10 protein-coding genes and 1 riboswitch are annotated in these 12,731 nt (G+C 40.9%); of the genes, 4 read left to right on the plus strand and 6 right to left on the minus strand.

Features of this window, described 5'->3' with window-relative positions:
* Window positions 1-714: 714 nt before the first annotated feature.
* On the minus strand, window positions 715-2,544 hold the full coding sequence (gene typA, locus BM146_RS06435; RefSeq protein WP_074886093.1) for a translational GTPase TypA: 1,830 nt from the start codon (window positions 2,542-2,544) through the stop codon (window positions 715-717).
* 206 nt (window positions 2,545-2,750) lie between these two features.
* Window positions 2,751-2,923: riboswitch (Lysine riboswitch) on the plus strand.
* Between the two features lie 117 nt (window positions 2,924-3,040).
* Between typA and dapA the strand changes: the two genes are divergently transcribed.
* From dapA to hisA, 3 genes are all read left to right on the plus strand, one after another.
* Window positions 3,041-3,925, plus strand: coding sequence for a 4-hydroxy-tetrahydrodipicolinate synthase (gene dapA, locus BM146_RS06440; protein WP_074886096.1), 885 nt, complete (start codon window positions 3,041-3,043; stop codon window positions 3,923-3,925).
* Between the two features lie 95 nt (window positions 3,926-4,020).
* The gene (dapB, locus tag BM146_RS06445; RefSeq protein WP_074886100.1) at window positions 4,021-4,776 is read left to right on the plus strand and encodes a 4-hydroxy-tetrahydrodipicolinate reductase; all 756 of its coding nucleotides are present in this window, start codon (window positions 4,021-4,023) and stop codon (window positions 4,774-4,776) included.
* Between the two features lie 161 nt (window positions 4,777-4,937).
* Window positions 4,938-5,735 carry a phosphoribosylformimino-5-aminoimidazole carboxamide ribotide isomerase gene (hisA, locus tag BM146_RS06450; RefSeq protein WP_074886102.1) on the plus strand — a complete coding sequence of 266 codons (798 nt, stop codon included), beginning with the start codon at window positions 4,938-4,940 and terminating at the stop codon, window positions 5,733-5,735.
* Window positions 5,736-5,869: 134 nt separating this feature from the next.
* Here hisA and BM146_RS06455 read toward each other — a convergent pair whose 3' ends face one another.
* Window positions 5,870-6,070 carry a cold-shock protein gene (locus BM146_RS06455; RefSeq protein ID WP_013281837.1) on the minus strand — a complete coding sequence of 67 codons (201 nt, stop codon included), beginning with the start codon at window positions 6,068-6,070 and terminating at the stop codon, window positions 5,870-5,872.
* Window positions 6,071-6,340: 270 nt separating this feature from the next.
* Here BM146_RS06455 and BM146_RS06460 point away from each other — a divergent pair, with 270 nt between their 5' ends.
* Window positions 6,341-6,625, plus strand: a complete 285-nt coding sequence (locus BM146_RS06460) for a YerC/YecD family TrpR-related protein (RefSeq protein WP_022773837.1) — start codon at window positions 6,341-6,343, stop codon at window positions 6,623-6,625.
* A gap of 61 nt (window positions 6,626-6,686) precedes the next feature.
* On the opposite strand, the gene BM146_RS06465 is transcribed toward BM146_RS06460, so the two are convergent.
* From BM146_RS06465 to BM146_RS06480, 4 genes are all read right to left on the minus strand, one after another.
* The gene (locus BM146_RS06465; protein ID WP_074886104.1) at window positions 6,687-7,148 is read right to left on the minus strand and encodes a bactofilin family protein; all 462 of its coding nucleotides are present in this window, start codon (window positions 7,146-7,148) and stop codon (window positions 6,687-6,689) included.
* A 14-nt stretch (window positions 7,149-7,162) separates the two neighbouring features.
* Window positions 7,163-7,945 carry a murein hydrolase activator EnvC family protein gene (locus tag BM146_RS06470; RefSeq protein ID WP_074886107.1) on the minus strand — a complete coding sequence of 261 codons (783 nt, stop codon included), beginning with the start codon at window positions 7,943-7,945 and terminating at the stop codon, window positions 7,163-7,165.
* Between the two features lie 143 nt (window positions 7,946-8,088).
* The gene (locus tag BM146_RS06475; RefSeq protein ID WP_074886110.1) at window positions 8,089-9,621 is read right to left on the minus strand and encodes an autotransporter outer membrane beta-barrel domain-containing protein; all 1,533 of its coding nucleotides are present in this window, start codon (window positions 9,619-9,621) and stop codon (window positions 8,089-8,091) included.
* Between the two features lie 437 nt (window positions 9,622-10,058).
* Window positions 10,059-12,509, minus strand: a complete 2,451-nt coding sequence (locus BM146_RS06480; RefSeq protein ID WP_074886112.1) for a glycoside hydrolase family 94 protein — start codon at window positions 12,507-12,509, stop codon at window positions 10,059-10,061.
* Between the last annotated feature and the right edge of the window lie 222 nt (window positions 12,510-12,731).

Here is a 12,731-nt window from a genome sequence, read left to right on the forward strand (position 1 = left end):
GAAATACGAGAGAAAACGCATACATCAAGATGTTTGAAGGAGATTCACCTTTCAGCTTTTTTACATTAGATGATTTCAATATCGCAGAAACATGAAATTTATTGAAGAAAATCTTGATTGAATCTGTTATCTGCTTAGTATCGAGTTCATTCTGTGATATAATCTTAGACAAGGCGTTGGTCTCCTTATGGTTAATTTTTGGTGGTACTTAAATTATACCAATTTTAGAGGCTTATCGCCTTTTTTGTTGCCAGTTTTTATTGAATTTTCAAGGTTCTAGAGCACTTTTTAATGTGCGAAGTTTCAGTAAATAAATTGTCACAGTAAAATGAAAATATAGCCCTACACATTATTGAAAGTAGCCGCCACTACTGTTCTCGGAGTCAGAGCCTGAGGCAATAATTCCTAGCCACACCGCAGGTGCTTGCCATTGACGGGTTCTGAGGAAAACGCTACAATGCTGAATCCGACGGTGTGAGAAAACTACTGTTCCCATCATCCTCACCGTCGGCTCGCAGACCAAAGCGTTTTCCTCTGGTTCAGTCAATGGTGGCGTACGAAGCTGCAATCTAAATTTTTTAGAATGTTAGAGAAGTCACTTACGCATATACAAAGGGAGAGTATTGCGATGGGTGCGATTAGCATCCATCAGAATACTCTCCCTAATTTACAATATATATTTTGACAGTTTATTGCGTCCTGCTCGCAAAAACATTATTTCTTGAATCCGGCTCTCTTACGAAGAGTAGGATCAAGGATTCTCTTTCTGATACGAAGGCTAGTAGGTGTTACCTCCAAAAGCTCATCGTTATCGATGAATTCGATGCACTGCTCAAGAGACATGATCCTAGGTGGAACAAGACGAAGAGCTTCATCAGAAGCTGATGTTCTGGTGTTTGTAAGATGCTTTGTCTTGCAGACATTAACCTCAACGTCCTCAGACTTACCACTTGTTCCAATAACCATTCCTGAGTAAACCTTGTCACCAGGCTTAATAAAGAGCTGTCCACGGTCCTGAGCATTGAAAAGACCATATGCTGTAGCTTCACCTGACTCAAAAGCGATAACTGAACCTGTCTTACGGTAGTTCATATCTCCCTTGTAAGGAGCATATCCGTCGAAGATTGTGTTGATGATACCGTTACCCTTTGTATCAGTCATGAACTCACCTCTGTATCCGATAAGTCCACGTGAAGGAATGTTGAACTCAAGACGAGTGTATCCACCGTTTCCGGCACCCATATTTACAAGCTCACCTTTTCTTTCGCCGAGCTTCTGAATAACGCTTCCGGAGAATTCATCAGGAACATCGATATAACACTTCTCCATAGGTTCAAGCTTGTGGCCCTGTTCGTCTGTGTGGTAGATAACCTCTGCCTTACTTACAGCAAACTCAAAGCCTTCACGACGCATTGTCTCAATAAGGACTGAAAGGTGAAGCTCACCACGTCCTGAAACCTTGAATGTCTCTGTAGTATCTGTATCTTCAACACGAAGAGAAACATCAGTGTTAAGTTCTTTATAAAGTCTGTCACGAAGGTGACGGCTCGTTACATATTTACCTTCCTGTCCGGCAAGTGGAGAGTCATTAACAATGAAGTTCATTGAAATAGTAGGCTCTGAAATCTTCTGGAATGGAATAGCAACCTGATTATCAACTGAGCAAAGTGTATCACCAATCTTAAGATCTTCGATACCTGAAATGGCAACGATTGAACCGATTTTTGCTTCCTGAACTTCAACTCTTCCAAGGCCATCGTACTCATAGAGCTTGCTGATCTTGGTCTTGATACGTCTGTCTGGCTCGTGGTGGTTAACAACTACAACTTCCTGGTTAACCTTAACAACACCGTTATCAACCTTACCTACACCGATACGTCCAACGTACTCGTTGTAATCGATTGTGCTGATAAGTACCTGTGTGCTGGCATCAGGATCACCAACAGGAGCAGGAATATAATTAACGATTGTGTCAAGAAGTGGCTTCATATCTGTGCCGGGCTCATCAAGTGAAAGTGATGATGTTCCGGCCTTAGCTGATGCAAATACGAATGGGCAGTCAAGCTGATTGTCATCTGCGCCAAGATCCATAAGCAGCTCAAGTACCTCATCGATAACATCGTTTGGTCTTGCCTCAGGACGGTCAATCTTGTTGATACATACAATAACAGGAAGACCAAGATCCATTGCTTTACCAAGAACGAACTTAGTCTGTGGCATAGGACCTTCGAAAGCGTCAACAACAAGGATAACGCCGTTAACCATCTTAAGAACTCGCTCAACCTCACCGCCAAAGTCTGCGTGACCTGGAGTATCAATGATGTTGATCTTGATATCTTTATATGTGATAGCTGTGTTTTTAGACATGATGGTAATACCACGCTCTTTTTCGATATCTCCGGAGTCCATAACACGTTCTACAACTTCCTGACCGGCACGGAATACACCACTCTGTCTTAAAAGTCCGTCAACCAAAGTCGTTTTACCATGGTCAACGTGAGCGATAATAGCAACGTTTCTTACATCATTTCTAGTCTGCTTCATAAATAAACCTTTCTTATAATTAATACAATTAACAATTATTTCTCAAAACTTTAGTAGTATAGCACGCGGTTTTTTCTAGTTCAACCCCATTTTCATTTCCTTAATAAAGTAATAATAAAATGTTTATAGTGGCTACTTTATTGGAAAAAGTGCGGCGCTCTTGACACGCTATTTTTCGTGTTGTAGTATTTAAAACAACTAAAGACGGTTTAGATAGAGGTTGCGTATTTAATGAGTATTTCTGTGGATGTGACAGGCACAGATGAATCAGAAAAAAAGGTAAATACGCCGAAAGGTTCAATTACCTGAAGATTGGATACTTGGGCATGCAGCAAACAGCTGTATGACTGTCATCGAAAGATGGGGCGCTATCAACAATGCAAATGCTTTAACCAGGATTGTTATAGGCTCATCAGATTTTCTGCTGAGCCTTTTTCTTTGAGTTTGATCGAGGAGAACAGGGTATTAGCGCACCAAAAGCCAAAAGGAGGGCAAAATGGCTATTTTTAAGGGAGCAGGAGTTGCAATCGCAACACCATTTAAGGAAAACGGAGAGGTCAATTACGAGGAGTTTGAGCGTCTTATTGAGTTCCAGATTGAGAACGGAACAGATGCCATAATCGTATGCGGAACCACCGGAGAGGCAGCAACCATGAGTGAAGAAGAACATATGGATGTTGTGAAGTTTTGTATAGATAAGGTAGCAAAAAGAATTCCTGTAATTGCTGGAACAGGATCTAATTGCACAGAGACAGCGGTCAAGCTTTCAAAGCTTGCCGAGGAGTATGGTGCTGACGGATTACTTCTCGTTACTCCTTATTATAATAAAGCTACACAGGGTGGCCTTATGGCGCATTTCTCAGCTGTTGCAAAAGAAGTAAATATACCTATTATTCTCTACAATGTACCAAGCAGAACAGGCTGCAATATCCTTCCTGAGACAGCTGTTAAGCTTGCACGTGAATACAAGAATATAGTTGGTATCAAGGATGCTACAGGTAATATTTCACAGACAACCAAGATGATGCAACTAGCAGAAGGCTGCATTGATCTTTACTCAGGTGATGATGATCAGATCGTACCTATCATGTCAATTGGCGGCCTTGGTGTTATTTCGGTTCTTTCAAATATCGCTCCGCGACAGACACATGAAATTTGCCAGAAATGTCTTGATGGAGAATTTGCGGCAGCGAGAGAGCTTCAGTTCAAAGCGTTTCCTCTTGTGAAAGCTCTTTTTTCTGAGGTTAATCCTATCCCTGTTAAGAGTGCCCTTAAAATGGTAGGCTTTGCAGCAGGCCCTCTTCGTCTTCCACTTACAGAGATGGAACCTGAAAATCAGGAGAAGCTCCGCGCAGAGATGAAGAAGTTCGGACTTATCTGATGAATTTTTCCACAAGTTCAAGCTTATAAAAGGAAGTTTTCCACAATTGATCGGTGCATAAATGTTTTTAAACGCACGATTTCGGAGGATTAAAGATGACAAAAATGATAATGCACGGCTGCAATGGCCGTATGGGACATGTAATAATCGACCTTGTTAAGGAAGACAAGGATATAGAAGTTGTTGCAGGAGTAGATGCATATGGAGAAAGCTCCTATGATTTTCCTGTTTTTAAAAGCCTTGAGGAATGCAATGTGGCAGCAGATGTCATTGTTGATTTCTCAAATGCTTCTGCAGCAGAAGGGCTTCTTGCCTACTGTGAAAAAACTTCTACTCCGGTGGTTCTCTGCTCAACAGGCCTTTCTGAAGAACAGCTCCTTAAGGTAAAAGAGACATCCAGGAATGTTGCAGTTTTAAAGTCTGCTAATATGTCTGTAGGTGTTAACGCCCTTATGAAGGTGTTAAAAGAGGTTTCTCCACTTTTGGCTGCGGCCGGATTTGATATAGAGATAGTTGAAAAACACCACAATCAAAAACTTGATGCACCAAGCGGAACAGCAATTGCCCTTGCGGACAGCATCAACGATTCTCTTGGCAATGAATACGAGTACGTATATGACAGAAGCACAAGAAGAGAAAAGAGACCTGAAAAAGAAATAGGAATCTCAGCGGTACGTGGAGGTACGATCGTTGGGGATCACGATGTTATCTTTGCGGGACACGACGAAGTTGTAACGCTTTCTCACAGAGCTTATTCAAGAGCAATATTTGGAAAAGGAGCTATTGAGGCTGCCAAGTTCCTTGCAGGAAAACCTGCCGGAATGTACGATATGAGTGACGTACTTGCCTGATGATATGGCTGAAGTTATACTACACAATCTTGAGGGATACATGTGCAGAGCTTCAGCCATTTTTATATTTTTTTGTTTTTCTGAGGAAAAACAAAAAAATATAGAATAAACGAGACGGACGTAAAAAAGTCGCGAGTAACTTTTTTCTGAAAGGAATGACCATGAAGCTTAGACCATGCATTGATATTCATAACGGAAAAGTTAAACAGATAGTTGGAAGTAGTCTTGTAGATGACGGAGACATGGCCAGAGAAAACTATGTTTCTTCAAAGGATGCTGCTTTTTATTCTAATATGTACAGAGAGTTGGGGCTTTCTGGAGGGCATGTCATTTTGCTTAATGCTGTGGACAGTCCATACTATGAGATGACAAAACAACAGGCAATTGGAGCTCTCATGGCTAATCCTGGGCTTTTGCAGGTAGGTGGTGGAATAACTGCTGACAATGCGCAGGAATTCATTGAAGCAGGAGCATCTCATGTTATAGTTACTTCTTATGTATTTAAGAATGGCAAGATCAGCTATACAAATCTAAAAAAGCTACTAAAGGCCGTCGGTAAAGAAAGGATAGTTTTGGATCTTTCCTGTAAAGCCAAAAATGATAAAGATGTTCATGTGCAGGGGGCATCTTACTATATTGTTACAGACAGATGGCAGAAGATGTCTGACGTCAGACTCTGCAATGAGACTTTGGAAGAACTCTCAAATTATTGTGATGAGTTTCTGGTGCATGCCGCAGATGTTGAGGGCAAACAAAATGGAATAGAAGAGAAAGTGGTAAAGGTATTGGCTGATTGGGGGAAAATACCAATTACATATGCCGGCGGTGTGGGAAAAATATCAGATATTGAAAAACTGAAAAAGCTTGGAAAAGGAAAATTGGATGTCACTATAGGTTCAGCCCTTGATATATTTGGTGGACATCTTGTAATGAACGATGTTATAGCTGCATGCGATTAAAATAAAGCTAAAAAAGGCCATCTGACAAATGTCAGATGGCTTTTTCTATTAATCATTGTTACAATCTTGCAAATTCAATATATATATATTAGAATAAGGCACTTTGTAGTCTGATTAATTGCTCTAATTCAGAATTAAAGCTTGTTTACGTTTACGGCCTGAGGTCCCTTTTCGCCCTGGATTACATCATACTCTACAGAAGCGCCCTCTTCGAGAGACTTGAAACCTTCCATGTTGAGTCCTGAATAGTGTACGAATACATCATTTCCAGCCTCGTCTGAGATGAAGCCGTAACCCTTCTGGTTGTTGAACCACTTAACAGTACCTTTGTTCATTGTAATACCTCCACTAAAAATAAAAAAATATTCGTTCTGTTGTCTAGTCTATGACAACATATTTACAATAGCACAGTAAAATACAAAAGTAAAGCGCATATTTTGTATTTTGCGTATAATCATTACAATTTTTAGTGCTTTTCCGATATAAAAAATACCTCTTTACTTTACAAATTTAGAGTGATAAAATGTTTAAGCACGAAAGTATTTTAAACGAAATATTGATAAGTTGTGGCGACAGAAAAAATATGGAATTGGAGGACATGGCATATGAACAAAAAAATTAGAACAGATGCAGTAGATCACCTGTTTGATGCAATTCTTTGCCTTCAGAATAAAGAGGAGTGTTACAGCTTCTTTGAAGATCTGTGTACTGTTAATGAGCTTCTTTCTCTTTCACAGAGATTTGAAGTTGCTTCTATGCTGAGAGAACATAAGACTTATTTGGAAATCGCGGAAAAGACCGGTGCGTCTACCGCAACCATAAGCAGAGTTAACCGCTCGCTTAACTATGGTGATGATGGCTACGAGTTAGTTTTCGAGAGAATGAAATAAAACAAAAAAATTCGCTTGCCTTGGATGATATCCATAGGCAAGCGTTTTTTTATTCTATTTTTCAGTTGGCTTCTGTCTTATTTTCTTCAGCCGTTTCTTCTTTTGATTCCTTGTCAGCAACAGCTCTTTCTTTCGCTATAGAAGCAGAAGACTTGTCCTGACCGGTCATTTCACATTTGCCCTGGAAAACGGCATTCTCATCAATGATGATTCCCTTGCAGGAAATGTCGCCATAAACTTTTCCAGTATCACTTATCTCAATCTTACCCTGTGGAGCAGTGATATTACCTGTAACCTCACCGGCAACATATACGTTAAGCGCTGAAATTGTACCTGTTATCTTGCCTTCCTGTCCGATGATAAGTGCACCTGAGATAGTTACATTTCCTTTAATTGTCCCATCAATTCTGGTTGAATCTTTAGTTGTCAGTGGGCCTTCAATTACTGCGCCGGGGCCAATGATTGTTCCAACCTGTTCCAGTAATGCGTTGTCTTCGGCTGAGTCTTTTTTGTTTCCGAACATGATTATCCTCCGATTTAACCATTAATCTCTATTAGTTCTTCAGGATCGATAAATTTATCATCCTGCTGAATCTGATATCCAAGGGTGGTATTGTCGCTTACCACAAAGATAATGTCGCCTCTGTCTATGGCATCGCCTTCAGAAACAAGTGGATCTCCTGCGTTTCTATAGAAAGTGATATATCCATTGCCATGGTCAATGGTGACCATATTGCCAAATTTGGCATCAGTAGTTACTGATAAAACTGTGCCTGTACCTGTTGCAATTACATTGCTTCCGGCTGTTGCTTCAAATAAAACAATAGGATTGCCGGTAGCGGTATCTTTATTTTCATCTGTAATCTTGGTAACAGTAGTGGAGTTCGTATCGTCAACAGCTGCAATAGGTGCTGAAGCTCCTGCTGTAAGTGGAAAACCTGTTGGGACAGCGAGAGTCTCAGCTTCTTCAGCTGACTGCTGCTCATTTTCCAGTCTCAGATTAAGAGCTGCTCTAAGCTGTTGTTCCTCAGTTACAAGAGTCTCATTCGATGCTTCCAAAGTACTGTTTTCTACTTTGAGATCTTCAATCTGTTTTTTTTGCTCAGCCTGTATGGACCTGAGAGTATTTATGGTCATTGCCGAGTAGATAATGTAGCAGACCAGTGCAAGAACTATTGCAAAAGAACAGTAGGCAAGCAATTGTGTCTTAAAATGATTAAGATGGAGACGCTTTGTGCTTCCGTCAGAGTCTCCTGAAATAATCATGAAAGTATAATGTCTTTTATGCCTGTGCTTTCTGGGCTTTTTTTCTGCGCTCATATTCACCTCCGACTAACTAATAATTTTATCATAAATGCCTGTGATATGGCAAATTTGCGCAGAAATTTCCTTCTAATGTAAAAAAATCCTATACAGCAAGGCTCTTTGGAGGGAAATCCATGCTATATAGGAAAGTTTGACTGTTATTTTGTGCCTGTTAAAGCTGTACCGTTTACATAGAGTGTATAACCGTTGCTGATGATGCTTGAAGCATCTCCATCAAATGAGGTTATGTAGGTATCAGCAGTGAGTGTCCAAGTACTGCTTGAATCGATGCTTACTGAAACTGTTCCAATTTTCGAAGAAACTGTTTCGCCATCAGCATTAGTTATGTTTCCATCTATATTACCTTCAAATGTAGATCCATTTGTAAGGTTTAAAGTAAATTCTGAATCATCCCCAACAAGAATGGTTCCTGACAAAATCTGATCATCTGCATTGAGAGTAGCTATATTGTTATCGCCTGTCCATCCGTCTGCACATACTGAGAGAAGGATGTTATCAGAATCGGCATTGCTGATGCTTACACTTGAGAGGTTGATGACCGCGTTTGTGTTTGTAACGTGGAATACGTGACCATTTTTACTTGTAAGTGAGCCGCCGTTCATTGTAAATGTAGATGTTCCGCTGTCTGCATCACCTGACATTGACTGGTAGATCATGATGGTGTCGTAGAATGTAGCGTTACCATTAGTGTCAGTATTATTTGCAGTCATATCGCAGTCATTTAAAGTGATAGAGTTGATACCTTCTATGCATACACCTTCTGAAAGATTTGAGGTAAGTGTTGCATTTGAAACAGTAATGTCTGCTGTTGAGTAGATGGCAGGTGATCCCAGACCATTTGTAGTATATGAACCGCCATCTACAGTAACAGTACCGCCACCTCTGTCCGTTCTGATGGCAGCAGAAGACTGACCTGATGTTTCGACTGTAAGATTAGATGCTTTTGTAACACCGCCACCTGTTGTCATGATACCGCCTGAACCATCACCTGTTGTTGTGATTGAGGTGTCAGAAATAATCACTGTTGTGCCATCTCCGGAAGCACCGTTTTGTCCACCGTTACCACCGTAGGAGAATACTCCGTTTGCTCCGTCTGCATCAGAAGTGATAGTTCCACCTGTTATGGTAGTTGTAGATCCGTCTTTTACCAGAACTGCTGCGTTTAATCCGTAGAAGTTACAGTTGTCACCACCGTCAGAATCACCAGTCTTTTCGACTGTTGGATTTGTAATTGTTACATCATCTGAAGTTGCAACCAAAAGAGCGCTCTGATCAACTGTACTTGTTGAATATGTCTTTGAGTCCTGAGTATCGGCAGATGTGATCTCAACTGCGCCTGAATAATCTATATCAGCGCTGCTGCTACCGCCGCCAAAGCCGCCACCACCTTCTCCTACGGGACCACCGCCGGGTGCTCCATCGGGAGCTTCACCCTGAGGCTTTTCTCCATCAGGTGCCTCGCCTTCAGGCTTTTCACCTTCTTTATTATCTGCAGGCGCTTCGCCTTGAGCCATGTCTTTTTCACCAGCTTCTGCAGGTGCTTCAACACTGCTTTCAGCCTGGGCATCCTGAGTTGAAGCTGTACTTTCCTGACCGCAGGCAGCAAGTGATGCGCACATTACTGTTATAGCTGCAGTAGATATCAGTTTTTTGACATAATTCTTTTTCATCTTAAGTCATCTCCTAATAGATTTGCTTTTTAGTTTATGTGTGCATTATGAAACTTAAACCTAAAATTAACTTAAAATGTAAAAAGAAAATCAAACAATTATTATATTCTCATGTTTTCCATCGACTCTTACAGTAGTTGTGGAGTAGATAAAGTCGATATGCAAAAAGCCGCATAAATCTGCTTGAATGCAGAAAATATGCGGCTTTTAGGCATTTCTTAAAAGAGGTATAAAAAAGTATGCATTCTTGAATCAACAATTCAAGAATGCATCAACCAAGCCAATTTAAATCGACTTCGTCGATGAGGCTTGGTTGACTCTACACTCATATTCTCACGAAATCCGCAGTATATGCGGATTTCTGGAATTTAGTTCAAGATGTCATAATTCTTTTATGAAAAATAAGTTTCGTGGTCGATATCTTTTATAAAATAAGATTACATGATAACTTCAACTTTGTACTCTTTTATTCCGGCTTCATAAGGAATTACAGTTCCTTCGATCTCTTTGCCGTTTACAGTTAGTTTCTTGACTCCGCTCTGTGAACCATTTGTCTTAACATCAATTGTATAAATTGCATCTCTGTACTTTCTTGTGATTGTAAAGTCACCAAAGTCCTCAGGAACACAAGGGTTTATAGAAAGACCATTGTGAGTAGGATATACACCAAGAATGTACTGTGAAATGTTAACAAATGTCCATGCGGCAGTACCTGTAAGCCAACTGTTTTTGCCCTGACCGAAGAATTTGGCATCTCTTCCTGCAACCATCTGAGAGTATACATAAGGCTCAGTGCAGTGAACATCGCTGATGTCTTCAATATAAGCAGGACATGTCTTTTTGTAGATCTCAAAAGCTCTGTTTCCGTGGCCAAGAACTGTCTCAGCAATAGAAACCCAAGGATTGTTGTGGCAGAAGATACCGGCATTTTCCTTGTATCCCGGTGGATATGAGCTTACTTCACCAAGTTCAAGGTGATATTTTGTGTAAGCAGGCTGAAGGATCATTACGCCATACTTGGTATCAAGTCTTTCTTCAACGCTCTTAAGAGCCTTAGCTGCAAGGCCTTCCTTAACACCGATTCCTGCGAGAACGCAGAAGCCCTGAGGCTCGATGTAGATCTGACCTTCTTCACATTCTTTTGAACCAACTTTGTTGCTGTAGGCATCATATGCTCTTACAAACCATTCGCCGTCCCAACCTGCATCGAGTACAGCGTCATAAACTTTTTTAACTTCGTCTCTTGCGCGCTTTGCTTCAGCATCATCGCCTAAGAGTTCAGCGAGCTGAGCGTACTCTTCGCCGTACTTAACGAACATTCCGGCAATGAATACAGATTCTGCAACAGGTCCTTCAGAAGGTCCGAATGTCTGGAACGATTCACCTGGGTGCTCTGAGAAGCAGTTGAGGTTCAGACAGTCGTTCCAGTCAGCTCTTCCGATAAGAGGAAGTCCGTGAGGTCCCTTGTGAGTGATAGTGAAGTTAAGTGAGCACTTTAAGTGTTCCATAAGTGTCTTTGCAACACTCATATCGTTATCAAAAGGTACGATCTCTTTTAATATAGAAAGATCACCTGTCTCTCTTACATATGCGCTTGTTCCTGCAATGAGCCAAAGCGGATCATCATTGAAGCCGGATCCGATATCGGAGTTACCCTTCTTGGTAAGTGGCTGATACTGATGATATGCGCTACCATCCTGGAACTGAGTAGAAGCGATATCAATTATACGCTGTCTTGCTCTGTCCGGAATAAGGTGAACAAAGCCCAGAAGATCCTGACATGAATCTCTAAAGCCCATTCCACGGCCGATTCCTGACTCATAATAAGAAGCAGAACGTGACATGTTGAATGTTACCATGCACTGATACTGGTTCCAAATGTTGACCATTCTGTCAACTTTCTCATTTTTGGAAGAGATGTGGTAGATTCCAAGGAGGTTATCCCAGTAATCGCATAACTCTTTAAGAGCCTTATCAACAGCTTCCTCTGTCTTGTAGCTGTCAAGCATCTTGAATGCAGGTTTTTTATTAACAACAGAAGGAGCTTCCCATTTATCATCTTCAGGATTCTCGATATAACCGAGTGTAAAGATGAAAGTCTTGGACTCGCCGGGAGCAAGCTCAAGGTTGATCTGCTGAGATGCAATAGGAGACCATCCGCTTGCAACTGAATTTGTTGCCTTTCCTTCTGCAACTACATCAGGGCTGTCAGGGCCGTTGTATGCACCAAGGAAAGCATCTCTGCTAGTGTCGAATCCATCAACTTTAGTATTTACACCGTAGATAGCATAGTGGTTACGACGCTCTCTGTACTCTGTCTTGTGGAAGATAACAGATCCGCCGTCAACAACTTCAACTTCACCGGTGCTTAAGTTTCTCTGGAAGTTCTTCATATCATCATCAGCATTCCAAAGGCACCACTCTACATAAGAAAAAAGTGACAACTTAGCTGCTGTGTTCTTGTTATTTGTAATTGTGAGCTTTGAGATTTCACAGTTGTCATTCATAGGAACGAATGTTAAAAGTTTTGCTTCAACATCATTTTTGGATGATGTGAACTTGCTATATCCAAGGCCGTGACGACATTCGTAGCTGTCAAGTTTTGTCTTGACAGGCTGCCAACCCGGATTCCATACAACAGTGTTAGCGGCATCTGTTACATCTTTAATATAGAAGTATTTACCATTGTTGTCATAAGGCACGTTGTTATAGCGATATCTTGTGAGTCTTAAAAGCTTGGCATCCTTATAGAATGTATAACCGCCACAAGTGTTGGATATTAGTGAAAAGAACTCTTTATTCCCGAGGTAGTTGATCCAGGGAAGGGGAGTCTTTGGGGTAGTGATGACGTATTCACGAGCTGCGTCGTCAAAGTAACCGTATTTCATATCGACCTCCTAATACTTAAACGTTTAAGATAATTTCCTAGTGACATTATATATGGCAAGTTGATGGAATGCAATAGAAAAAATCGAAAAAAGATTCACCTGAATGCCGCACAAAACCTAAGGGTAATTAAAATAAACAAATCGTTTCCGTGGAATAGGCGCAGAACCTGTATTATAGCGAAAACGTTTAAATCAAAAATGAACAAACTATGTACAACTCTA

Source organism: Butyrivibrio proteoclasticus (genome assembly GCF_900115735.1).
Taxonomy (GTDB): Bacteria; Bacillota; Clostridia; order Lachnospirales; family Lachnospiraceae; genus Butyrivibrio; species Butyrivibrio proteoclasticus_B.